The organism is Actinokineospora sp. NPDC004072 (assembly GCF_053604195.1).
The window spans coordinates 109,472-132,316 of sequence record NZ_JBSGHB010000014.1; the positions used below are offsets into that span (position 1 = coordinate 109,472).

The window sequence follows — 22,845 nt, forward strand, 5'->3', positions numbered from 1 at the left end:
GGCGTGGACGGCACACGCAGGCGCGGTGAGCTGCGCATCTACCTCGGGGCCGCGCCCGGCGTCGGCAAGACCTTCGCCATGCTGGGCGAGGCGCACCGGCGCCGGGAGCGCGGCACCGACATCGTCGTCGGCTACGTCGAGACGCACGGCCGGGCCAGGACCGCCGAGCTGCTCGACGGCTTGGAGGTGCTGCCGCGGGCCTGGCGCGGGCACCGGGGTGTAGACCTGCCCGAGATGGACGTGGACGCGGTGCTGGCCCGCGCCCCCGAGGTGGCCGTCGTGGACGAGCTGGCCCACACCAACGCGCCCGGCTCGCGCAACGCCAAGCGCTGGCAGGACGTCGACGAGCTGCTGGAGGCGGGCATCGACGTGCTGTCGACGGTGAACGTCCAGCACCTGGAGTCGCTCAACGACGTGGTGGAGCGCATCACCGGCATCCAGCAGCGCGAGACCGTGCCGGACGAGGTGGTGCGCCGCGCCGAGCAGGTCGAGCTGGTCGACATCACCCCGCAGGCGCTGCGGCGGCGGCTGGCCCACGGCAACGTCTACGCCGCGGACAAGATCGATGCCGCGCTGGGCAACTACTTCCGCGTCGGCAACCTCACCGCGCTGCGGGAGCTGGCCCTGCTGTGGGTGGCCGACCAGGTCGACGTCGCCCTGCAGCGCTACCGGTCCGAGCAGGAGATCACCGACACGTGGGAGGCGCGGGAGCGGGTCGTCGCGGCGGTCACCGGCGGACCGGAGAGCGAGACGCTGATCCGCAGGGCGCGGCGCATCGCCGTGCGGGCGGGCGCCGACCTGCTGGTCGTCCACGTCCTGCGCGGCGACGGCCTGGCCGGGGTGTCCCCCGAGCACGCCGCGCGCTGCCGCCGGACCGCCGAGGACCTCGGCGCGACCTTCCACACCGTCGTCGGCGACGATGTGCCCACCGCCCTGCTGGACTTCGCCCGCGGCGCCAACGCCACCCAGCTGGTCCTGGGCACCTCCCGCCGCCCGCGCCTGGCCCGGGTGTTCGACGAGGGCATCGGCGCGGCGGTGATCCAGGAGTCGGGGCCGATCGACGTGCACATGGTCACCCACGACGAGGCGGGCCGCGGGCCGCGCGGGCCGCGGCCCGCCTCCTTCCCGCGGTCGCGGCTGGTCGTGGGGTGGCTGCTGGCGGTGCTGCTGCCCACGCTGTGCGCGGCGGGCGGGCTGCTGCTCGGCGACCGGATCGAGCCGTCGACCGAGCAGCTCGGGTTCGTGCTGGCCACGGTGGCGGTCGCGCTGGTCGGCGGGCTGGGGCCGGGCCTGGTGGCGGCGATCCTGGGCGCGGGCTTGCAGAACTACTACTTCATCGAGCCCTTCCGCAGCCTGTCCGTCGCCGCGCCGCGGGGCGTGGTGTCCCTGGTCGTGATGGTGCTCGTCGCCGTGCTGGTGGCCCTGGTGGTCGACCGCGCGGCCCGGCTGGCCCAGCAGGCCGCCCGCGCCCGCACCGAGGCCGCGCTGCTGGCCTCCTACGCCCGCGCGGTGCTGAGCCCGAACCCGCTGGACCGGCTGCTGACCAAGGTCCGCGAGCACTTCGCGCTGGACGCGGTCGCCCTGGTGGAGCGCAGGGGCGGGCGCTGGGAGCGGGTGGCCTGGGCGGGCGAGCCCGCGCGGGGCGCGGCGGAGGTGCGGGTGCCCGTCACCGAGGACGTGCACCTGGTGCTGGGCGGGCGGTCGCTGCCCGCGGGGGACCAGCGGGTGCTGGAGGCGGCCGCGGGGCAGGCGCTGCTGGCGCTGCGGCAGCAGCGCATGGCCGCCGAGACCGCCGCCGCCCAGCGCCGCGCGGCCACGACCGAGCTGCGCACGGCCCTGCTCTCCGCCGTCGGCCACGACCTGCGCACCCCGCTGACGTCGATCAAGGCCGCCATCGGCAGCCTGCGCGCCCCCGACATCGAGCTCTCCGCGGCCGACCGCGCCGAGCTGATGGCCACCGTCGAGGAGTCCACCGACCGCCTGGCCGCCCTGGTCGCCAACCTCCTGGACTCCTCCCGCCTGGCCGCGGGCGCGGTCACCCCCCAACTCCGCCCCGTCGGCTACGAGGAGGTGGTCGCCCAAGCCCTGTCCGCCATCGACGACCACGGCCGGATCGCCGTCGACGTGGACGAGCGCCTACCCCAGGTCCTGGCCGACCCGGGCCTGCTGGAGCGCGTCATCGCCAACGTCGTGGACAACGCGCTGCGCCACGCCGCCACCCCCATCTCCCTGCGCGCCAGCACCCACGGCGACCACGTTGAACTCCGCATCGTCGACCACGGCCCCGGCCTCCCCAAACAAGCCGCCACCACCGTCTTCACCCCCTTCCAACGCTACGGCGACCGCGACCCCACCACCGGAATCGGCCTCGGCCTCAGCGTCGCCAAGGGCTTCATCGACGCGATGGGCGGGACCATCACCGCCGAGGACACCCCCGGCGGCGGCCTCACCATCGTGATCTCCTTGCCAGCGCGGTGAAAGCTCACTCCGCTGGCGTGCCCGCCGCCCGGGGGCTGGCTTCGGGGCTGGGTTTGCGGCCCGGTGTGAACGGGATCGCCTGGAAGTCGAGGTCTACCGGGTGTTCGTAGCGCTTGCCGTTGATCGGGTCGTGGCGCATGAAGGTTGGGGGAGCGATGTGGACGTGGATGTCGTAGGGGCCTTCGGACGGCATCGTGAAGTTGGTGCCGTAGTGGTAGAGGTAGGGGTGCCAGAGGAACGGGAGGTGGGTGTCGAGGACGACTTCCGCGCCGCGGGTCACCCGGACCTCGACGTCCAGGCCGGGGATGAAGCGGCCGTCGGCGGCGTCGGCTACGGCGATCTCCAGGTGGCCGTTGGCGTCGGTCGGGGCCTCGTCCCACTCCAGGCGGCCGTCGCGCAGGGCGTACATGCCTTCGGCGTCCTCCTGCACCAGGGCGACGAGGTAGTCGCCCGCGCGCTGGAGGACCGCGCCGGACTCCTCGCGCATCGCCGCCAGGGCGCGGTGGTAGGCAGCGCCCTCGGCCTTGGCGACTTCGAGCTGCTCCGGCTGCGCCTCGTTGCTGGGTTCCATCGGGGGTGTCCTGCTCACCGCGGCGGGTTACCCGCCGCCGGGGTCGGGTAACCGGGGGCCATGACGAGCGTGGGGTACTTCCTGTCGTGCGAGGAGTTCGGGCCCCGGGAGCTGGTCCGCCAGGCCAGGATGGCCGAGGACGCGGGCTTCGAGCGGCTGTGGATCTCCGACCACTACCACCCGTGGACCGACGAGCAGGGCAGCAGCCCGTTCGTGTGGTCGGTGATCGGCGCGCTGTCGGAGGCGGTGTCGCTGCCGGTCGCCACCGCCGTGACCTGCCCGACGACGCGCATCCACCCGGCGATCATCGCCCAGGCCGCGGCGACCGCGGCGGTGCAGCACGGTGGCCGCTTCGTGCTCGGCGTGGGCACCGGGGAGGCGCTCAACGAGCACATCCTCGGCGACCCGTGGCCCTCGGCCGGGGTGCGCATGGCGATGCTGGAGGAGGCCGTCGAGGTGATCCGGCTGCTGCACGGCGGCGAGCAGGTCAGCTTCCACGGCGAGTTCTACGAGGTCCAGGACGCCCGCGTCCACACCCTGCCCGAGCACCCGGTCCCGATCTACGTCTCCGGCTTCGGCCCGCAGGCCACCCAGCTGGCCGGGCGCATCGGCGACGGCTTCTGCACCGCCATGCCCGACGCCGACCTCGTGCGCGTCTTCCGCGAGTCCGGTGGCGGCGACAAGCCGGTGCAGGGCGGGATGAAGGTCTGCTGGGCCGAGACCGAGGAGGCGGCCATCGACACCGCGCACCGGCTGTGGGCCAGCGAGCTGCTGCCGGGCCAGCTCGGCCAGACCCTGCCGCGCCCGCGCGACTTCGCCGACGCGGTCGGCCTGGTCGGCAAGGACGGGGTGGGCAAGCAGTTCGCCTGCGGTCCCGACCCGCAGCGCCACATCGACGCCGCCCGCGCCTTCATCGACGCCGGGTTCGACGAGCTGCACGTCCAGCAGATCGGCCCGGACCAGGAGCAGTTCTTCCAGTTCTGGGCCAAGGAGGTTCTGCCCGCGCTGCGCTGATCAGCCGCGGTCCTTGAGCACCGCCCGGACGGCGGCGGTGATCTGCTCGCGGGTCGGCTGCAGGGCGAGGTCCAGCTCCGGTGCCGCGCCGACGATCGCCCCGTCCGGCCGCGTCACCCGCCTCGGCGGCGCGACCAGGGTGAACTCCTCGGCCGCGGTGGCCAGGATCTCCGCGCCCAGGCCGCTGAACCGGTTGGCGTCGTCGGCGACCACGAGCCTGCCCGTGCGCGCCACCGACTCGGCCAGCCCCGCCCAGTCGAACGGGTACACCGAGCGCGGGTCGAACACCTCCACCGACACCTCCCCGGCCAGCTCGTCGGCGACCGCGATGGCGTCGTGCACCAGATGCCCCACCGCCACGACGGTGACGTCCGTGCCCGGTCGGTGGACCCGCCCGACGCCCAGCGGGATGGGTGCCAGGTCGGCGTACTCGACGTCCTCGCGCACGCCCAGGGACGCCAGCGGGCCGAAGAACACCACCGGGTCGTCGTCGCGGATCGCGGTGGTGAGCAGGCCGTAGGCGTCGGTCGGGGTCGCGGGCAGGACCGTCTTGACCCCCATGTGGGCGAAGAGGCTGTACGGCTGGTCGGAGTGCTGGGCGCCCCAGCCCGCCCGCCAGCCCGCCGCGGGCATCAGATAGGTCACCGGCACGCTGCGCTGACCGCCGCTCATCAGCAGGAACTTGTTCGCCTGGTTGGTGATCTGCTCGAACACCAGCAGCAGCAGGAACGGGATCTGGAACTCGACCACCGGCCGCCTGCCCGCCAGCGCGGCGCCGGTGGCGAAGTTGGTGAAGCCCTGCTCCGACAGCGGCATCTCCAGCACCCGCTCGGGCCCGAACCGGTCGAGGAAGCCCGCGGTGACGTTGGTCAGCGCGAAGTTCATGTCCTCGCCGAGCACGAACACCGACTCGTCGCGGGCCATCTCGTCGGCCAGCGCCCGGTTCAGGGCCTTGAGGTAGGACAGCTTGGGCATCGCGGGGGCCTCCTCACACCACGCCCGCGCGCGGGCGCATACCGCTGGCGTACATGTGGTCCAGCGCGTCGAGCGGGCTGGGCTTGGGGCTGTCCACCGCGAAGCGGACCACGGCGTCGAGCTCGGCCTCGACCTCGGCGTCGATGCGCCCGCGCTCGGCGGCGGGCACGCGCGCGGCCTGGATGTCCAGCGGGTCGCGCTCCTGCCAGGCTGCGACCTCGGCCGGGTCGCGGTACTTGAGCCGGGTCTTCAGCTCGAACGTGTGATGCCCGTGGTAGCGGTACGTGCGCATCTCCAGCAGCGAGGGGCCGCCGCCCGCCCGCGCCCGCGCCACCGCCTCGGCCACGGCCGCCTGCACTACCTCCGCGTCCTGGCCGTCCACTGAGGACGACGGCAGGCCGAACGCCGCGCCGCGCCCGGTGATGGTGCCCGCCACCGCGGTGTCGACCGGGAGGGTGGTGGCGTAGCGGTTGTTCTCGCAGATGTAGACCACCGGAAGCCGCCACAGCCCGGCCAGGTTGAAGCCCTCCAGCAGCGCGCCCTGGCTGACCGCGCCGTCGCCGAAGAAGCTCATCACCACCCGCCCGGTGCCGCGCAGCGCCCACGCCGTGCCCGCCGCGATGGCGACGCCGTGCCCGACGGTCCCGGTGGCGTTGTAGACGTTCGCGCTGAAGTCCGACGGGTGGAAGGAGCCGCCGCGCGCCTTGGCGATCCCGGTCACCCGGCCCGCCATCTCGGCCATCACCCGGGCCGGGTCGCAGCCCTTGGCCAGCAGGTGCCCGTGGCCGCGGTGGCTGGAGAACACCACGTCGTCGGGCCCCAGGCACGCGCAGGCCCCCGCCGACACCGCCTCCTGCCCGATGCACGGGTGGATGCCGCTGACGATCTCACCGGCCTTCACCAGCTCGACCGCCCGCTCCTCGAACCGCCGGATGTACCGGATCATCCGGTACAGCGCCGCACTGTCCACTGTGCTCGCCGCCGTGCCCGCCCCCACCGCGCTCACCCCTGCTGGGCCAGCACGTCGGCGGCGGCCGGGCCGTGCGCGTGCAGCAGCGCCATCGCCAGCCGCTCCAGGCCGAAGGCCATGCACGCGGTGTGCCCCGGCGCGCCGCCCGCGGTGAAGCCGAACGCGGTCCCGAAGTGGTCCTTGTGGTAGTTGGCCGAGGCCACTGCCTGCACCGTCCCGCCTGCCACCTCGACGCGCAGCTCCAGCTTCAGCTCCTGCTTGCGCTGGGCGGCCTGGTAGAACTTCTTGGCCGGACCGAAGAACGGGTCGTCGGCCACCTCGACGCGCGCCCGCAGGCCGAGCGCGTCGAACCAGGCGGCCACCCGGTCCAGCCAGCGCGCCCGCCACTTCAGGCAGTGCTCGTCATCGCCCGCGGTGACCAGCTCCAGCATGCGGAACGACCGCAGCCGCCCCGGCTCGCTGGTGGCCTCCTGGCGGAAGCAGGGCGCCTCCACCGCGACCCGGGCCGGGGTGGTCAAGTCGGTGCCGGTCAGCGTGGCGTACACCGGGTAGCACGCGGCGGGCAGCAGCACGAGGTCGCCGATGCGCTGCTCGGCGTGCCACGGCCCGTCGGCGCTCAGCCGCGCCCAGTCGGCCGGCGTGCCGCGGAAGCCGTGCACGGTGCCGAGCAGCTGCGGGAAGCTCTGGTGGTAGCCCGCGCGTTCGATCGTCGCCCGGGCGATGACCGGCGGCACGGCCAGGCGGTGGAAGCCCTCGTCGTCGGCGAGCGCGGCCACGCCCGACCGCAGCAGGCCGACGACGCGCTCGAACTCGGGCGGGGCCAGCACCACCCCCGGCGCCTCGGTCGGGATGGGTAAGTAGTCGGGTCTCAGCACGGGTCCTCCTCGGGCCAGCGGTGCGCGCGCACCTGGAAGTCGGCGGTCCCGGCCAGCGCGACGGCGGCGGCGTAGCCGGGTGGGGCGGGCAGGTCGTGCAGGCGGCACCCGCCGACCACCGGGTCGAGCACCGGGGTGCGCAGGCGCGGGAACAGGCGACCGCCTTCGGCCTTCACCCACGCCTCCTTCCGGACGAGCAGCCGCGTGTAGTCCCCGGGCCGCGCCGCGACCCGCCGCGCCTCCACCGCGGCGAAGAACCGCCGGGCGGTCCGCACGGGCGCGGCGACGTCCACCACCTGCAGATCCACCCCGACGGCCCGGGCGTCGGTGCAGGCGACCAGGGCGTAGCGCCCCGACCGCGACCAGCTCACCCGCACGTGCTCCGCGTCCGGCTTCCCGTGCGGCCCGATCCGCCACCGCACGTCCTCCGGCGCGATACCTGCGGCCCGAGCCGCGATCGCCCGGGCAGCGGCACGGGTGGTGGCCCGCGGGTCCGCGCCCGCGGTGGTGAGCAGCCAAACGTCCACAATGGTCACGCGGGCACCCCGCATTCGATTGCCGCCTCACAGGTGTAGCCGAGGGCGGGCTCGTGGTCGGCGACCACCACCCGGCCGCTGCGCTCGCGCTGGGACAGTTCCCACCACGGGCCGGTGAACGGGCGGCCCGCCTCAGCGACGACGGCGTGGCCGGGCGCCCGCTCGGCCAGCGTTGCGCCGACGATCACCGCGTCGCCGGACAACGCCAGCTCGGCGGAGCGCGACACCCGCGTCCGCACCCCCGGGCCCTCACCCGCCTCGAACCGCAGCACGACCGCCGTGTGCTGGTCCGGCACCGGCGCGTCCCCGCGCGGCACGTAGTGCAGGGCCGACTGCTCGACCACGACCAGCAGCGCCCGCGCGCACACCCCCGAGTACGCCTGGATCAGCCGCAGCGCGGTGAACGGCGCGGCGCGGCCCTGGTCGCAGACGGCGAAGGCCATCGGCGCGCCCGGGCAGCGGGAGCTGAGGTAGCACGCCGTCGCCCGGCCCAGCCGCAGGTCGTGCAGGGCGTAGGCGAGGACCAGCAGGTCCACCGGCTCGTCCGGGGCGACGGCGGCGGGCAGCAGCGCCTCGGCCATCTCGCCGAAGGAGTGCCCGGCGCCCGCGTCCAGCAGGTCCTCCCGCAGCGCGTTGCCGTGCGGGGCCACGAGGTCGGCCAGGTACGGGCGCAGCGCGGGGTCCAGCGCGGTGGGCGAGGTCTCGGCGAAGACGCGGCCGACCGCCCCGGTCAGCCGCATGGGCCGCTGCTCGGCCGCGCCCGCCGTGGCCAGCACTAGCCGGCCACCGTGTGGGTGGCGATGTAGTCGGCGAGGGTGCCGACGGAGTCCAGGTCGGACTGGTCGATCTCCTCGACGTCGATCTGGATGTCGAGGCTGTCCTCCAGCTCCAGCAGCAGCTCCAGCGTGCTCGCCGAGCTGAGGCCGAGGTCGGCGAAGAGCCGGGTGGACCCGTCCGGGGGCGCGATGTCGCGCTTGAGCACCCGCGGCAGCAGCTCGCCGATCCCCGCCATGACCCGCTCGCGGAGGTCGGATTCGGTGGAGTGCATGGCTCATGCGTCCCTTCAGTGCCGGAAGACCATCGCCGAGAACGTCGCGCCGACGCCCGCGGCGCCGACGAGGTAGGGGGCGCCCGGGCGCAGCAGGCCGCGCTCGACCGCGGTGCGGTGGTTGACGAACGGGTCGGCGGCGAAGCTGTGCCCGGTGACCGGCACGTTGTCCAGCACCACCCGCTCGACGGGGAACCCGATCCGCCCGCAGACCCGCCGCCACGACACCGCGTTGACGTTGTGCGGCAGCAGCACCTCGATGTCGCCCAGCGCCAGGCCCGCGCGCTCGACCGCGGTCAGCAGGACGTTCGCCAGCAGCTCGGGGTACTCCTTCTGGAACCGCACGGCCAGCTCGCGGTCGACCGCGATGCGCCCGTCGAAGTCGCCGCGCACGTCCACTGCGTAGGACAGCAGCCGGTCGGTGCTGCCCGCCGCGCTCACCAGCGCCGCGCCCGCCGCCTCGCCGAACACCGCGGTCTCCGGGACCAGCCGGGCGTCCGGGGTGAACGTCTTCTCCCCGGCGAGCACCAGGGCCAGCGCGTCCGGCTCGTCGTCGGCCAGCAGCCTGCCCGCGGCGTCGATCGCCAGCAGGCCGGTCGCGCACGCCTGGTGGGTGATGGTGAAGGCCACGGCGTGCTCCAGCCCGATCGCCCGGCACAGGTCGTGCAGCGGGTTGTCGGGGTAGGGCACGGCCACCGGCATGCTGCGGGCGTGCACGACGTACCGCACCCGGTGCTCGCTGCCGCGCAACCCCGCCACGCTGCGGGCGGCGTCGAGGAGCAGGTCCAGCGGGGAGCCGTCGGACAGCCGCACCTCGTCCAGGCCGTGGAAGCGGCGGAACAGCTTGAGCTGCCGCTCGGTCAGCCCCAGCGGCAGCTCGTCGATGGGCACCGCGCGCTTGGGCACGTGCGCGCCGACCGCGGCCAGCGCCGTCATGCGGGCACCCCGGTCGGCGCGGCCGGGTCGAGCGCGGCTTCCACCAGCACGGCCTCGATCTCGGCGGCCAGGCCGACCAGCTCCTCCGGCGAGGCGCGGTGGGTGTCGCCGGAGAGGGTGAACCGCAGGGCGTCGGGCTCCTCGTCCACGTCGAGGTAGAGCATCGGGCTGTCCACGTCGGTGGCCCCCGTCCACGTGCAGGACGCGGCCGGGCGCGCGGCGATGATGTCCGCGGGGCGCGGCGGGTCCGGGAAGACCTCGGTGCGGTTGGGTGGGCGGCGGTCGTTGAAGTAGCAGTCCAGCTCGACGTCGTTGCCCAGGTCCGCCTTGACCGCCTTGACCATCGCCGCGCGGCGGTTCGGGTCGTAGTAGGCGTGCTTGTAGGTGACCATCGTGGCCCGCTTGGCCCGGCGGACGGCCTCGTCGAACGGGATGCCCCCGATGTCGACCAGGAGCGGGCAGGTCTGGGCCATCGCGCACACCGAGGTCGTCAGCGCCTGGCGGAACCGATTGCTCACCGCCATCTGGAGCGCGACGGGGTTGTTGCCGATGGTGCGGGCCAGCGCGGCGGCGTACCCGGCCATCAGCACCGGCGAGGTCTCGATGCCCACGCGCGCGGCGATGACCCGCATCGAGCGCAGCGCGGCGGGGGAGGTGTACTCCAGCGTCCGCCAGCGCGGCGACCTGGTCTCGTCGCCCGCCCCGTCCAGCCGCCGCGGCGACACCGTGCGCAGCACGCGCTCCCAGTAGCGCAGCACGGCCGCGGTCTGCCGCTCGGCGGCCGGGGTGCGCTGCCAGGCGGCCAGCTCCAGCGGCGGCACGCCCGGCGGCGGCGTGCGGGCCGCGCCGGTCTCGGGGTCCATGTTGGACAGATCGGCGATCAGCGCGTCGAGGCCGTGGGCGTCGAGGGCGATGTGGTTGTAGACGGCGACCGAGTGCGTGGGCGCGCCGTCGGCCATGACCAGCGCCATCCGCACCGGCCACTCGTCGGCGGGGTCGAACGGGACGTCCTCGAACTCGGCCCTGATCCGCTCGGCGGTCGCGGCGGGGTCGCCGTCGGCGGGCACCAGCGCCAGCTCGACCTCCCCGGACCCGTGCACCTGCTGGCGCGGCTCGGCCTCCGGGTCGTCGAACACCAGCCGCGTGCGCAGCGACGGGTGGCGGGACATGACGTAGCGCAGCACGGCGGCGGCCTGCTCGACGGTGGTGCCCGGCGCGAGCGGGATGACCCCGCCGAGAGTGGGCAGCCTGCCGGTCACCGGCACCACCCGCCACACCGTGCGCTGGCCCCAGGTGAGCGGCCCGACCCCGGCGCCCGGCCCCCGGAAATCGACGAGGATCTTCTCCACCATGCGCTCTCCCCGCCGGGCAAATGCGTGCTCGACGCAATGTCAGCAGGCGGGGGATGGTGTGTCAACGGCGCTTTGGAAAGTGCCGGTCCGACCAATTCCGGAATGGGTCGTGACGGCCGCAGCGCGGGCGCGGTACGTTGCGCACGAGTCACTTTAGGAGAGGGCTCGTGATGACCCATTCCCCGGGCCGGTTCCTGTTCGTCGTGCCGCCGCTGGCAGGCCACGTCAACCCGGCGCTCGGCGCCGCCCAGGCGCTGGCCGCCGCGGGCCACGACGTCGCCTGGTGCGGCCCGGAGCTGCACCTGCGGCCCCTGCTCGGCCCGGACGCGGTCGTGCACCCGACCGGGTCGCGGCTGTTCCGCCCGCAGGCCGGGCACGGCGAGGCGGCGATCCGGACGGTGTGGGAGCGCTTCATCGTGCCGTTCGCCCGGTTCAGCCTGCCCGCGGTGGAGCGGGCCGTGCGCGACTACCGCCCGGACGTGCTGGTGGTGGACCAGCAGTGCCCGGCCGGGGCCATCGCCGCCCACCGGCACGGCCTGCCCTGGGCGACGCTGGCGGCCACCTCGATGGAGCTGGGCCACCCGGTGCCCGAGCTGGAGCCCTGGTTCGCCGAGCACCTGACCGGCCTGTGGGCACACGCCGGGCTGCCCGCCGCGGAGTACCGCGACCTGCGGTTCTCCCCGCACCTGGTCGTCGCCGCCACCAGCGGCGCGCTCACCGGGCCGCTGCCGGAGCACTTCGCGCTGGTCGGCCCGCTGCTGGCCGAGCGGCCCAACCAGCCGGACTTCCCGGTCGAGCGGCTCACCGGAAAGGCCGTCCTGGTCTCCGTCGGCACCCTGGCCGACGACGTGGCCGCGGGCTTCCTGCACACCGCCCTGGCCGCCCTGGCCCCGCTGGAGCACCTCACCGGGATCATCGTGGCGCCCGACGGCACCCTGCCCGACCCGCCGCCGCACGTGCTCGTCACCCCGCGCGTCCCCCTGCTGCGCCTGCTCCCGCACCTGTCGGCCGTGGTCACCCACGGCGGCCTCAACACCGTCTGCGAGTCCCTGGCGCACGCCGTCCCGCTCGTGGTCGCCCCGATCCGCCACGACCAGCCGATCAACGCCGCCGCGGTGGCCGCGGCCGGGGCGGGCGTGGTGGTCGACTTCGCCGCCAGCACCCCCGACGACCTGCGCAAGGCCATCACCACCGTCCTCGGCGACCCCGCCTACCGCAGCGCGGCCGCCCGGGTGGCCGACGACTTCGCCGCCGCGGGCGGCGCGCGGGCGGCGGCCGCCCACCTGGTCCGACTGATGGAGAGCACCCGATGATCGAGACATCCGGCCTGCGCAAGGCGTTCACCGTGGGCAAGGGCGCCAAGCAGCGCACGGTCGAGGCCGTGCGCAGCATCGATCTCGACGTCGCCGAGGGGGAGATCTTCGGCTTCCTCGGGCCCAACGGCGCGGGCAAGACCACCACCCTGCGCATGCTGTGCACGCTGCTGGAACCCGACGGCGGCCGGGCGGTCATCGCCGGGGCCGACCTGCGCCGCGAGCCCGCCACCGTGCGGACCAGGGTGGGCTACGTCGCCCAGGGCGGCACCACCACCGACGAGGTGAGCCCGCGCGAGGAGCTGGTGCTCCAGGCCCGCATGTACGGCATCGGCAAGGCCGAGGCCATCGCCCGCACCGAGCAGGCGCTCGCGGCGTTCGAGCTGGCCGACTTCGCCGACCGCCCGTGCCGCACGCTCTCCGGCGGCCAGCGCAGGCGCGTCGACATCGCCATGGGGATCATCCACTCGCCCAAGGTCATGTTCCTGGACGAGCCCACCACCGGCCTGGACCCGCAGTCCCGCGCCCACCTGTGGGACGAGGTGCGCAGGCTGCGCGACGAGGGCATGACCGTCTTCCTGACCACCCACTACCTCGACGAGGCCGACGCCCTCTGCGACCGCATCGCCATCGTCGACCACGGCGAGGTCGTCGCGGGCGGGACGTCGGCGGAGCTGAAGCACCAGGTCGCGGGCGACGTGGTCACCGTCGGCCTCAACGGCTCGGGCCCGCGGGCCGCCGAGCTGCTCGACGGGCGCCCCTACGTGCGCAAGCTGGAGGTCGGCGAGGGCGGCGTGCTGCGCGTGTACGTCGACGACGGGGTGACGGCGATGCCGCAGATCCTGCGCGTCCTCGACGGCGAGGACATCGCCTTCGACGGCCTCGAACTGCACCGGCCCAGCCTCGACGACGTGTTCCTGACCAAGACCGGCCGCTCGCTGCGCGAGAAGTAGGAGGACCGCGATGAAGCTCGCCCGCGACACCTGGCTGATCTACCAGCGGCAGCTGCTCCTGGTCGCGCGCACCCCGTCGCGCCTGGTCATCGGCTTCGTCCAGCCGATCGCCTACCTGCTGCTGTTCGCCCCGCTGCTCAAGTCGGCGCTGGCCCCGGTCGGGGCGACCACGCTCGCCGACGCCTACCGGGTCTACGTGCCCGGCCTGCTGGTCATCCTGGTCCTGCTCAGCGGCTTCTTCGCCGGGTTCGGCCTGCTCGGGGAGCTGAAGTCGGGGGTGATCGAGCGCTCCCGGGTCACCCCGATGAGCCGCTTCGCGCTCATCCTCGGCCGCGCGCTGTCGGAGGTCACCACGCTGATGGGCCAGGCGGTGGTGATCACCGTCGTGGCCCTGCCGCTCGGCCTGTCCGTGCACCCGGGCTGGCTGCTCGTGGCCTACGCCATCCTGGCGGTGATGGCCCTGATGGCCTGCGCCGTCTCCTACGGCCTGGCCCTGCTGATCCCCAACCCGGCCGCGCTCGGCCCGATGATCAACGGGGTGTCCCAGCCGCTGGCCCTGCTCTCCGGGGTGCTGCTGCCGCTGACCCTGGCCCCGCAGTGGCTGGTGTCCATCGCCGAGTGGAACCCGATCTACTGGACGACCAACGGCACCCGCGCCCTCTTCACCGGCTCGCCCGGCGACGCAGTGGTCTGGCAGGGCTCGCTGATCATCGTCGTGCTGGCCGTCGCCGCCGTTTTCTGGTCGTCGCGGCTATTCGCCAGGCGGGTGCGCTGAAATACCCCGAATTGCCCGGCCGGAGCACCGGCCGGGCAATTTCGGTTTATGCGCTAGGCGGTCGCCTCCACGTAGATGGTCTCGTCATTGCGAATTGTCTGGTCGAGCGCGGCGACATCGCTGCGCGCGCCTTCGCGGTAAGCGCGCATGGTGAAGTCGGTGAACCCCGCCTGGGTGAGCGCGTGGGCCAGCTCGTCGTAGTCGTAGATCCACCGGTGGCCGTAGAGGTAGAAGATCTGGTTCACCATGAACGCCCGGCGGGTGGGCATCGGCGGGGCCACCTCGCCCAGCGCCAGGCGCACCCGGCGGCGGTGCTTGGCGTAGAACCCGCCCCCGCTGTAGCCGGCGATGTAGGCGGCCAGGTCCGGGGTGGTCAGCCGCAGCAGCCCGCCCGGGGCCAGCACCCGGCGCACCTCCCGCAGCCACCCGATCCCCTCGGCCAGCGGCACGTGCTCGATCAGGTGCTCGGCGTACACCCAGTCCAGCGCGCCGTCCTCGATCGGCAGCGGCGCGCAGATGTCGAGCTGGGTGAACAGCGCCGCGCCGTCGACCCGGTACACCCGGCCGGGCTCGGTGGCCCCGGTGGGGCAGCTCAGCCCCACCAGGTCGCTGCCGAGCCCGGTCGGGTGCGCGGTGCGGAACGCGGCGAACTCCACCCCGGTGACGCCCAGGTCCGCAAGGCCCGCCCGGCTGGGCGGCAGCGCGCCGAGGTCGTCGAGCTTGTCGCAGCGCGCCAGGGTCTCGGTGAAGGCGTCCATCCGGCGGGCGAGCCCGGCCGGGTCGCCCCAGTCCCAGTCCACTCAGGACCTCCAGATGACCGGGCAGTAGTCCGGGTCGGTGTAGTCGGGCAGGCCGCGGGCGTCGCGGCGGACCAGCGCGTCGTGGTTGTAGTTGACCGGCGTGCCGTCGGGCTTGGTGAAGGGCCGGTGCCGGTTCGCCCCGTCCTGCAGGTGCATCGAGACCGCCCGCCGCGGCACGTCGGCGAGGTTGGGGCCGCTGCCGTGGTAGGTCATGCAGTGGTGGAAGCTCATGTGCCCCTTGGGGATGATCATGGGCACCTTGCGCACCTCGGCGCCGTTGTGCGCGGCGTTGGCCGCCAGCAGCTCCTCCAGCTCCGCCCGGTCGCGCTGGGCGAAGTGGCGGGTGGAGTCGTCCCCGGGCACCTCGGCCCAGCGGTGGCTGCCGTCGACCATGGTGATGGTGCCCATGCGCTCGTCGCAGTCGTGGAACGGGATGAACGCGGTCAGCATCCGCTCGGAGGTGCAGTTCTGCCAGTAGTGGCGGTCCATGTGCCAGGGCACGTGGTTGGTCGGCTCGTCCGGGCGCGGCGGCTTGTAGATCAGCGTGCACTGCCAGATCCGGATCTCCTCGGCCTCGGCCAGCCGCGCGGCCACCGCGCCCACCAGCGGCTTGCGCAGGATCGCGGCGATCTCATCGCTCTCGTAGTGGACGTAGTCGTTGTGCCGCTGGACGTCCCCGCGCTCGGGCGTCCAGTAGGCCAGGTTGGGCGGGGCCAGCGGCAGCCTGCGGTCGGTGTGTCCCGCGTAGTACCGCTCGGTGGCCTCGGTCAGCGCGTCGAGCTCGTCGTCGGTGAACAGCTTGCGGCTGAGGTACCAGCCGCGGCGGGCGTACTCGGCCACCTCGTCGTCGGTGGGCAGCAGCGCGCGCTCGGCGTCGGTCAGGGCGAACCCGGTCAGCTCGGTGGTCATTGCTCAGCCCGCCTTCGCCGCGGTGCGGCCCTGCTCGCGCTCGACAGCCTGGTACAGCGCCTTGATGTTGGCGCTGCCGAAGGTCAGCGCGCCCATCCGCTCGATGATCTCGAAGAACAGCGTCCGCCGCGGGTGGGTGGTCTGGGTGAAGATCTGGAACAGCTCGCCCTCGCTGTCGCGGTCGACCAGGATGCTCAGCTCCCGCAGCTGCTCGACCGGCACGCCGACGCTGCCTATCCGCTGATCGAGGTCGTCGTAGTACGCCGCGGGCGTGTCGAGGAACCGCACCCCGCGGGCGGACAGCGTGCGCACGGCGCCTGCGATGTCGGCGGTGCGGAAGGCCAGGTGCTGCACGCCGGGGCCGGAGTGCGCGGCCAGGAAGGTGTCGATCTGGCCGGGCTCGGCGGTGTGGTCGGGCTCCAGCAGGGTCACCGTCACCTCGCCGGAGACGCTCTGCACCACCTTGGAGTTCATCGCCTGCCCGCCGACGACGATCCGCTCCTCGAAGATCTCCTTGAAGCCGAGGACCTCCTCGTAGTACGCCACCGTCGTGTCCAGCTCGCCCGCCCGCACGCACGCGGCCACGTGGTCGATGGCCGCCAGCAGGTCGAGCGGGTCGGACCCCGGCCCGTCGTCGACCGGCTCGATGCCCGCGGGCGCCGCGCCGGGGCGGACGAACACGTGCGCCACGTCCCCGAACCCGCGGATGCGCCCGCCGCCCAGCTCGACGGCGCCGCGGTGCACGGCGGCGGCCAGCGCGGCGTCCGGGTCGTCGGTGGCCAGCGCGATCGCGGCCAGGCCGTCGCCGTGCTTGGCGACGTAGGCCGCCGCCTCGGGGCCGCCGGTCAGCAGGATGCGGATGCGGCCCTGGCCGAGCAGCACGGCGTGCGGCCGGGCGCCGATGCGGCGGAAGCCGTACTCGGCGCACAGCGCGGCGGCGACACCGTCGGCGTCTCCGACGTGGAACTCGACGTGATCGATGTCTTGTACGTGCATCTTCAACCTCTGCTGGGCGGGGTGGGGGGTGGGGCGGCGCGGGTCGGTCGGGTGGGCGGCGGGCCGATCAGCAGGCTGACGTTGTGGCCGCCGAAGGCGAAGGTGTTGCTCAGCGCGGCGGGCACCGGCCCGCGCCGGGCCGCGCCGCGCACGTGGTCGAGGGCGCACTCGGGGTCCGGGTCGTCCAGGTTGTGCGTCGGCGGCAGCGCGCCCGCCGCGACGGCGAGCGCGGTCGCGGCGGCCTCCACCGCCCCGGAGCCGCCGAGCATGTGCCCGGTCAGCGCCTTGATCGAGCTGACGGGCGGCCCGTCGTCGCCGAAGACCGCGCGGATGGCCTTCGCCTCGGCGATGTCGCCCAGCTTCGTCCCGGTGCCGTGGGCGTTGACGTAGGCCACATCGGACGGCTGCAGCTCGGCGTCGGCCAGCGCCCTGGCCATCACCGCGGCCGCGCCCGAGCCGTCGGGCCGGGGCGTCGTCGGGTGGTGGGCGTCGGTGGTGACGCCCCAGCCGAGCAGCCCGGCGTAGGCGGGCGCGCCCCTGGCCGCGGCGTGCTCGGCCCGCTCCACGACCAGCACGCCCGCGCCCTCGCCGAGCACGAACCCGGTCCGCCCGCGGTCGAACGGCCTGCTCGCCGCCGCCGGGTCGCCGCCGCCGCGGGCCAGCGCCCAGGCGTTGGCGAAGGCGGCGGCCACGGTCGGGTGCAGCGCGGTGTCCGCGCCGCCGCACACCACCACATCGGCCTCGCCCGCCCGGATGAGCCGCAGCGCCTCGGCGATGGACTGCGCGCCCGCGGCGCACGCGGTGGCGATGCACGAGCTGTAGCCGCGGAAGCCGTGCTTGATGGCGATGCGCGCGGCCGCCATGTTGGCCAGCATCCCGGGCAGCAGGTACGGGCTGACCTTCTGCCTGCCGCCCGCCTGCCGCGCCGCGGCGTAGTGCTCGTAGCTCTCCAGGCCCGCGCCGCCGGTCGAGACGACCACGGCCACCCGCTCCGGGTCGACGTCCACCCCGGCGGTGATCCGGGCGTCGGCCAGCGCGTCGTCCGCGGCGGCCAGCGCCAGCAGCACGAACCGGTCGACCGCCCGGGCCTCCTTGGCGGGCAGCACCTCGGCCGCGGCCACGTCGGGGGCGATCCCGGCCGCGTCGAGCAGCCCGTGCAGCGGGTGCCCCTGCGGCGGGGCGACCAGGCCGGAGCGGCCTGCGCACAGCGCGTCGAACACCTCAGCAGGCTTGCGGCCGACCGGGGTGACCAGGCCGATGCCGGTGATCGCCGCCGCGGGCCTCATGACCGGGCCTGCCGCAGCGCGACCTTGCGGACCTTGCCCGTCGGCCCCAGCGGCAGGTGCCCGTCGCCGACGACGGCGATGCGGCGCACGGTCGCGGCGACCTCCGGGCCCAGCGCGGCCAGCACCGCGGCCGAGCGGTCGGCGCCGGGGTCGGCGGCGGCGTCGAGCTGGAGCAGGACCTCGGTCGCCACCGCGTCGCCCTCGCGCACCGCGACGACCGTGCAGTCGGCCACGTCCGGGCACGCCATCAGCACGCGCTCCTCGGACATGGCCGTGTGCAAGCGCTTGCCCCCGCCGAGGTCCACTGTGTCCACCAGCCGGTCGACGTGGTAGAAGTAGCCCTCCTCGTCGCGGTAGACCAGGTCCCCGGTGAGGAAGTAGCCGCGCACGCGGGTGCGGTAGGTGGTGGCCGAGTCGTTCCAGTAGCCCAGCGACAGCGTGGGCGACTTCGTGCCCAGCTCGCCCACCTCGCCCGGCGGCAGCTCCTCGCCGTCGGGGCCGAGGACGACGGGCTCGGCGAAGGCGTGCGGCCTGCCGATGCACCGGCCGTACCGGTTGGTCTCGGCGGTGTGGGTGATGAAGAAGTGCGAGTGCCCCATCTCGCTGGAGCCCAGGCCGTCGATGAACGCCGAGCCCGGCTTGCGCAGGCGGCCCTGCCGGGTGGCGACCTCCCGGTAGCCCAGCGAGATCAGCCGCCGGATGTGCGCCTCGTGCGCGCAGTCGCCGGTGTTCCACCACAGCGCCACCGAATCCAGGTCGCGGCCGCGCAGGTCCAGGCGGGCCAGGTCCGACCAGGTGGCGGCGAACCCGAGCACCGCAGACGGACGCCAACGCTCGATGGCGTCGACGACGGCGGCCCCGGCCTGCTCCGACAGCGCCAGCAGCTCGCTTTGGATGGACAGCGCCAGGTTCAGGGCGATCAGCGTGGCGGCGTGCGGGGCGGGCAGCGCCGAGAGGATGCGGTCGGTGCCCTGCGCCTTCGGCATCCGCAGCCGGTGCCGGTTGGCCGCGTACAGGCTGCTGTGCGAGTGCAGGACCGCCTTGGGGATGCCCGTGGTGCCGGAGGAGTGCGTGATGGCGACGGGGTCGTCCGGGTGGAAGCGGTAGGGCGCGGGGGCGTCGTCGGGGTCGGCCGCGCCCAGCTCGTCGATCCGGGCGAGCGCGCCCACCCCGTGCTCGGCCAGCGCGGCGGCCCGCTCGGCGTCGGCGACGACCCCCACGGCGTTCAGGCGTCCGATGTAGAGGGCCGCGATCTCCGCGGGCACCCGGGCGTTGACCAGCGCGGGGATCGCGCCGAGCCGGGCCAGGGCCAGGAAGGTGGTGATGTTGTCCGCGGCGGCCGCCGCCGTCACCGCCACCGGGTCGCGGCGGCGGATGCCCAGGGCGTGCAGCGCGGCGGCGCGGGCGCGGACCCGCGCGTCGAGGTCGCCCACGGTCAGCGCCGTCCACGCCGGGATGCCGTCGACGGCGGTGTCGAAGGTGAGCGCCGGGCCGTCGACGCCCAGCTCGACCAGCGTGGTCAGCACGTTCCCCGCGCCGATGCCGGGGTCCTTGGCCAGGTGGGCCCTGATGTTCATGCCGCCTCCACGGGGGTGACCAGCAGCGCGTGCGCCTGGTCGGTGTCGTCGGGGGTGCGGGCCAGGTCGGCGGTGATGACCAGGACCTCGTCGGCCTCGTCGGCCAGCAGCTCCGCGCAGGCCAGCGCGTCGGCCAGCGGCTCGCCGGTCGGGCTGGCGCACACCAGCGGACCGATGAGCCCCCACCGGGCGGCGATGTGCCCGAGCACGGCGTTGGGGTTGGACTGGAAGAACAGCAGCGGCGGCACCCGCCTGCCCGCCGCGACGGCGGCCGCGATGGCCGCCGCGGTCGCGGTGTCGCCGCGCACGCTGGCCAGCACGACCCCGGTCCGGGGCCGCGGCGGCCGCTGGGCGAAGCAGCGGCGGGCCACCTCGGCGACCATCGGGTTGAAGTTGGACACCACGAACCCGGCGATGGCGGGGGCGTCCGGTCCGCTCCAGCGGGCCTCGGCGAGCACGGCGACCCGGTCGAGCGTGCCGGTCACGGCGCACCCACCAGCAGCGCGGTGTTGGCCCCGCCGAACGCGGTGTTCACGCTGAGCGCGTACTGCGCGCTCGTGGTCCGCGGCGCGGTGATGACGTCCAGCGCGGAATCCGGGCCCAGGTAGCCGGAGTTGACCGGCAGCCTGCCGTGGCGCAGGGCCAGCACGGTGACGACCAGCTCGACCAGCCCGGACGCCTCCAGCGCGTGCCCGTGCACCGACTTGGTGGAGCTGACCGGCACACCCCCGGGGCCGAACACCGCCTCCAAGGCGGCGGCCTCGGCGGCGTCGTTGTGGTCGGTGCCGGTCCCGTTGGCGTTGACGTAGCCGATCCGCTCCGGGGCCAGCCCCGCCCGGGCCAGCGCCGCGGTGATCGTGCGGGCCAGGCCGGAGCCGTCCGGGCGCGGCCGCACCACGTGGTAGGCGTCGCCCTGCCTGCTCCAGCCCAGCAGCCGGGCCAGCGCGGGCCGGGGCGCCCCCGCGGCCGCCAGCACGACCGCGGCCACCCCGTCGCCGAGCACCATGCCCTGGCGGCCCGCGCTGAACGGGCGGACCCGGCCGTCCCTGGCCAGCGCCCGCCCGGCGTCGAACACCCCGAACATCTCCGCGTCGACCAGGTAGCCCGCGGCCACGACCACCCGCTCGGCGCGGCCGGTGGCGATCATCGTCGCCGCGTCGGCCACCGCGCTGCCCGCGGCGACGCAGGCCCCGGTGTAGGTCCGGGCCACCCCCGCGGCCCCGACTCGCGCGGCGACCTCCCCGGCCAGCTCGGCGGTCCCTGCGGTGGCGTGCGCGGCCAGCAGCAGCGGCGTGCCCCGCGGCGGCCCGGCGTCGCGGATCGCGCCCACCAATTCGTCCACAAGGGACGGTGCGCCGGGCAGCGCGGCCGCCTGGTCGGTGCGGCGGCCCGCGGTGTCGAACCGGGTGACCGGGCCGAACGCCGTGGTCCCGGCGAAGCCGTCGGCGAGCAGGGCCGCGGCCCCGCGGCCGAAGCCGGTGCGCAGGGCGGCGCCGGTCACCACCACCTCAACCACCCGCGGCCTCCGCGATGGCCGCGCGCAGGGCGGACACGGCCCCGCTGACGGTGGACATCGCGCCGAACACCTCGTCGGTCAGGTCCAGCTCCACGCCGTAGCGCCGCTCCACCTGGGCCACCAGCCAGGTCAGCTCCAGCGAGTCGAGCTGCTCGCCGACCTGCAGCGGGCCGCGGTCGCCGTAGGCGGCCAGCATCGCCACCACGTCGGCGCGCCCGGGCAGCTCCACGGCTCAGCCCGCCGGGGCGAGCCGCGCGGCCAGCGCCGCGGTGAACTCGTCCAGCGTCATCATGGCCAGCGTCTCCATGTCGTCGTCGCCGAACTTGATCTGGTACTCGTCCTCGATCTGCACGGCGAGGTCGGCCAGCGCCAGCGACTCCAGGTCCAGCCCGGCCGGGCCGAGCTCGGTCTCCCCGGTGACCTCGCTGACGTCGTAGTTCATCTCGGCCAAAGCGTTCACCACGAACTCGCGGAGCCGCTCGTTCATCGCACACCTTCCATCCGGTCCTCCCGCGCCCGCAGCACCGCCGCGTCGCGGACGATCTTCCCCGTGGCCGTCCGCGGCAGCTGCGGCAGCGCGACCAGCTCGCGGGGCAGCTTGAACGCGGCCAGCTCGGCGGCCAGCGCCGCGGCCACGGAATCCACTGTGGAGCCGTCGGCCAGGGCGACGTAGCCGCGGATGCCGCCGTCGTGCAGGACCACGGCCTCGCGGACGCCGGGCAGCCCGGCCAGCACCTGCTCCACCTCGGTCAGGTCCACCTTCAGCCCGCCGATGGAGACCTGGGAGTCCAACCTGCCCAGCACGGTCACCAGCGAGCCCGACACGCGCGCGGCGTCGCGGGTGGCCAGCCAGCCGTCGGCGAACCGGGTCGGGTCGGCCAGGCTGAGGTAGGGCGACTCCGGCCGGGCGATCCACAGCTCGCCGCCCGCCACCCGGGCGCGCATCCCGTCGGTCAGCTCGACCGCGGGCCACAGCGCGCCGGTGAGGTCGGTCGCGATCACGCCGACCTCGGTCATCCCGTACATCGTGCCCAGCGGCACGCCGAAGCGGTCGCGGAACCGCGGCGGCACCTCCGGCCGGACCAGCTCGCCCGCCACGACCATCCGCCGCAGGCCGGGGACCGGCGTGCCTGAGCACAGCAGCTCGGCGTGGAACGGCACGCCCAGCACGGTGGCCGGGGCAGCGCCCTCGGCGACCGCGGCGAGGATGCCGTCGGCGGTGAGCCTGCGCGGCAGCACGAGTTCCGCGCCGGTGTGCAGCGCGTTGAGCAGGCCGCCGACTAGCCCGAGCACGTGCACCATCGACGCCAGCAGGACCACCCGCTCGCCGCCGCGCGGGAACTCCGGGAGCCGGTCGTAGCGGCCCAGCTCGGCCACCAGGTCGGCGGCGGTCCGGGCGATCACCTTGGACGGTCCGGTCGAGCCGGAGCTGAACTGCACCAGGGCATGCGGGGTCGCGGCGGGAGCGCCGTCGCGGGCGGTGATCGCCAAGTCCACGTCGGCGTAGCCGCACAGCCGGTGCCCGCGCACCGCCGTCGCCGAGACGACGAACTGCGCGCCGACCCGGTCCAGCGCGCGGTCGACCTCCCGCTGGGTGAGCCGGTGGTCGAGCAGGCTCACCTGCGCGCCGATCCGCCAGGCGGCCAGCAGCGCCGCGATGAACCCGACCGAGGGCGGCAAGCGCAATGCGACTGTGCCCCCTGGACGCAGACCGGCATTTTTGAGGAACAATTCCTGCTCGGTCACCAGCGCGCGCAGGCGGGCGCGGTCGATTGATTCTCCAAGGCGCAGGCACGCCTGTTGGCCGGGGCCGCCCAGAAGGACGTCGTCCACCCATTCTCCGATAAGTGGATGTAATGAACCGGCATTTTTCATGCAGACCTCGACCTTGGCTCGATCGATTGCCGCGGAGCTGCCGCAGCGGGCATCTACGCTGGTAGGAGGGAACACTTACACAGGTGGGCA

General features: G+C 74.5%; 24 protein-coding genes. 5 read left to right on the forward strand and 19 right to left on the reverse strand.

The features are described from left to right. Positions 1–3: 3 nt before the first annotated feature. Entirely contained in the window at positions 4–2,478 is a 2,475-nt protein-coding gene (locus ACWEPX_RS22235; RefSeq protein ID WP_451899132.1) for an ATP-binding protein, read from the forward strand. 4 nt (positions 2,479–2,482) lie between these two features. On the opposite strand, the gene ACWEPX_RS22240 is transcribed toward ACWEPX_RS22235, so the two are convergent. Further along, complete coding sequence (locus ACWEPX_RS22240) at positions 2,483–3,049, reverse strand: iron transporter (protein ID WP_451899133.1); 567 nt, start codon at positions 3,047–3,049, stop codon at positions 2,483–2,485. Between the two features lie 60 nt (positions 3,050–3,109). Here ACWEPX_RS22240 and ACWEPX_RS22245 point away from each other — a divergent pair, with 60 nt between their 5' ends. Continuing rightward, a complete protein-coding gene (locus tag ACWEPX_RS22245) occupies positions 3,110–4,063 on the forward strand; it encodes a TIGR03557 family F420-dependent LLM class oxidoreductase (protein ID WP_451899134.1) in 954 nt (317 codons plus the stop codon). Here the strand turns inward: ACWEPX_RS22245 and ACWEPX_RS22250 are convergent, their stop codons facing one another. Genes ACWEPX_RS22250 through ACWEPX_RS22285 form a run of 8 tightly spaced genes read right to left on the reverse strand, consistent with a single transcriptional unit; the run spans position 4,064 to position 10,755 of the window. After that, complete coding sequence (locus ACWEPX_RS22250) at positions 4,064–5,038, reverse strand: alpha-ketoacid dehydrogenase subunit beta (protein ID WP_451899135.1); 975 nt, start codon at positions 5,036–5,038, stop codon at positions 4,064–4,066. A 13-nt stretch (positions 5,039–5,051) separates the two neighbouring features. Continuing rightward, positions 5,052–6,044, reverse strand: coding sequence for a thiamine pyrophosphate-dependent dehydrogenase E1 component subunit alpha (locus ACWEPX_RS22255; protein ID WP_451899136.1), 993 nt, complete (start codon positions 6,042–6,044; stop codon positions 5,052–5,054). Next, on the reverse strand, positions 6,041–6,883 hold the full coding sequence (locus tag ACWEPX_RS22260) for a hypothetical protein (RefSeq protein ID WP_451899137.1): 843 nt from the start codon (positions 6,881–6,883) through the stop codon (positions 6,041–6,043). The genes ACWEPX_RS22255 and ACWEPX_RS22260 overlap by 4 nt, the downstream gene beginning before the upstream one ends. Further along, on the reverse strand, positions 6,877–7,419 hold the full coding sequence (locus ACWEPX_RS22265) for a 4'-phosphopantetheinyl transferase family protein (protein WP_451899138.1): 543 nt from the start codon (positions 7,417–7,419) through the stop codon (positions 6,877–6,879). Before ACWEPX_RS22265 ends, ACWEPX_RS22260 begins: the two co-directional genes overlap by 7 nt. After that, positions 7,416–8,195 (reverse strand): hypothetical protein, encoded by a 780-nt coding sequence (locus ACWEPX_RS22270; protein ID WP_451899139.1) that lies wholly within the window; start codon positions 8,193–8,195, stop codon positions 7,416–7,418. Before ACWEPX_RS22270 ends, ACWEPX_RS22265 begins: the two co-directional genes overlap by 4 nt. Then, positions 8,195–8,467: a phosphopantetheine-binding protein gene (locus ACWEPX_RS22275; RefSeq protein ID WP_451899140.1), complete on the reverse strand. Its 273-nt coding sequence runs from the start codon at positions 8,465–8,467 to the stop codon at positions 8,195–8,197. The genes ACWEPX_RS22270 and ACWEPX_RS22275 overlap by 1 nt, the downstream gene beginning before the upstream one ends. Before the next feature lie 15 nt (positions 8,468–8,482). Further along, positions 8,483–9,403, reverse strand: coding sequence for a 3-oxoacyl-[acyl-carrier-protein] synthase III C-terminal domain-containing protein (locus ACWEPX_RS22280; protein ID WP_451899141.1), 921 nt, complete (start codon positions 9,401–9,403; stop codon positions 8,483–8,485). Next, on the reverse strand, positions 9,400–10,755 hold the full coding sequence (locus ACWEPX_RS22285) for a condensation domain-containing protein (RefSeq protein ID WP_451899142.1): 1,356 nt from the start codon (positions 10,753–10,755) through the stop codon (positions 9,400–9,402). Before ACWEPX_RS22285 ends, ACWEPX_RS22280 begins: the two co-directional genes overlap by 4 nt. 170 nt (positions 10,756–10,925) lie before the next feature. Here ACWEPX_RS22285 and ACWEPX_RS22290 point away from each other — a divergent pair, with 170 nt between their 5' ends. From ACWEPX_RS22290 to ACWEPX_RS22300, 3 genes are read left to right on the forward strand one after another with little or no spacing between them, the layout of a single operon-like run. After that, positions 10,926–12,068: a glycosyltransferase gene (locus ACWEPX_RS22290; RefSeq protein WP_451899143.1), complete on the forward strand. Its 1,143-nt coding sequence runs from the start codon at positions 10,926–10,928 to the stop codon at positions 12,066–12,068. Beyond that, on the forward strand, positions 12,065–13,021 hold the full coding sequence (locus tag ACWEPX_RS22295) for an ATP-binding cassette domain-containing protein (RefSeq protein WP_451899144.1): 957 nt from the start codon (positions 12,065–12,067) through the stop codon (positions 13,019–13,021). Before ACWEPX_RS22290 ends, ACWEPX_RS22295 begins: the two co-directional genes overlap by 4 nt. 10 nt (positions 13,022–13,031) lie before the next feature. Continuing rightward, the gene (locus tag ACWEPX_RS22300; protein WP_451899145.1) at positions 13,032–13,796 is read left to right on the forward strand and encodes an ABC transporter permease; all 765 of its coding nucleotides are present in this window, start codon (positions 13,032–13,034) and stop codon (positions 13,794–13,796) included. Positions 13,797–13,849: 53 nt separating this feature from the next. On the opposite strand, the gene ACWEPX_RS22305 is transcribed toward ACWEPX_RS22300, so the two are convergent. The 10 genes from ACWEPX_RS22305 to ACWEPX_RS22350 are packed head-to-tail and all read right to left on the reverse strand — an operon-like array spanning position 13,850 to position 22,713. Continuing rightward, a complete protein-coding gene (locus ACWEPX_RS22305; RefSeq protein ID WP_451899146.1) occupies positions 13,850–14,596 on the reverse strand; it encodes a class I SAM-dependent methyltransferase in 747 nt (248 codons plus the stop codon). After that, complete coding sequence (locus ACWEPX_RS22310) at positions 14,597–15,505, reverse strand: phytanoyl-CoA dioxygenase family protein (RefSeq protein ID WP_451899147.1); 909 nt, start codon at positions 15,503–15,505, stop codon at positions 14,597–14,599. A 3-nt stretch (positions 15,506–15,508) separates the two neighbouring features. Further along, positions 15,509–16,501, reverse strand: a complete 993-nt coding sequence (hppD, locus tag ACWEPX_RS22315; RefSeq protein WP_451899148.1) for a 4-hydroxyphenylpyruvate dioxygenase — start codon at positions 16,499–16,501, stop codon at positions 15,509–15,511. 2 nt (positions 16,502–16,503) lie between these two features. After that, positions 16,504–17,787, reverse strand: a complete 1,284-nt coding sequence (locus ACWEPX_RS22320; RefSeq protein ID WP_451899149.1) for a beta-ketoacyl-[acyl-carrier-protein] synthase family protein — start codon at positions 17,785–17,787, stop codon at positions 16,504–16,506. After that, positions 17,784–19,364: a class I adenylate-forming enzyme family protein gene (locus ACWEPX_RS22325; protein ID WP_451899150.1), complete on the reverse strand. Its 1,581-nt coding sequence runs from the start codon at positions 19,362–19,364 to the stop codon at positions 17,784–17,786. The genes ACWEPX_RS22320 and ACWEPX_RS22325 overlap by 4 nt, the downstream gene beginning before the upstream one ends. Then, positions 19,361–19,849: a beta-ketoacyl synthase chain length factor gene (locus ACWEPX_RS22330; RefSeq protein WP_451899151.1), complete on the reverse strand. Its 489-nt coding sequence runs from the start codon at positions 19,847–19,849 to the stop codon at positions 19,361–19,363. Before ACWEPX_RS22330 ends, ACWEPX_RS22325 begins: the two co-directional genes overlap by 4 nt. Continuing rightward, a complete protein-coding gene (locus ACWEPX_RS22335) occupies positions 19,846–20,880 on the reverse strand; it encodes a beta-ketoacyl synthase N-terminal-like domain-containing protein (RefSeq protein WP_451899152.1) in 1,035 nt (344 codons plus the stop codon). Before ACWEPX_RS22335 ends, ACWEPX_RS22330 begins: the two co-directional genes overlap by 4 nt. Further along, positions 20,873–21,109, reverse strand: coding sequence for a hypothetical protein (locus ACWEPX_RS22340; protein WP_451899153.1), 237 nt, complete (start codon positions 21,107–21,109; stop codon positions 20,873–20,875). Before ACWEPX_RS22340 ends, ACWEPX_RS22335 begins: the two co-directional genes overlap by 8 nt. A 3-nt stretch (positions 21,110–21,112) precedes the next feature. Next, positions 21,113–21,367 (reverse strand): phosphopantetheine-binding protein, encoded by a 255-nt coding sequence (locus tag ACWEPX_RS22345; protein ID WP_451899154.1) that lies wholly within the window; start codon positions 21,365–21,367, stop codon positions 21,113–21,115. After that, positions 21,364–22,713 carry a class I adenylate-forming enzyme family protein gene (locus tag ACWEPX_RS22350; protein ID WP_451899155.1) on the reverse strand — a complete coding sequence of 450 codons (1,350 nt, stop codon included), beginning with the start codon at positions 22,711–22,713 and terminating at the stop codon, positions 21,364–21,366. The genes ACWEPX_RS22345 and ACWEPX_RS22350 overlap by 4 nt, the downstream gene beginning before the upstream one ends. Positions 22,714–22,845 lie beyond the last annotated feature (132 nt).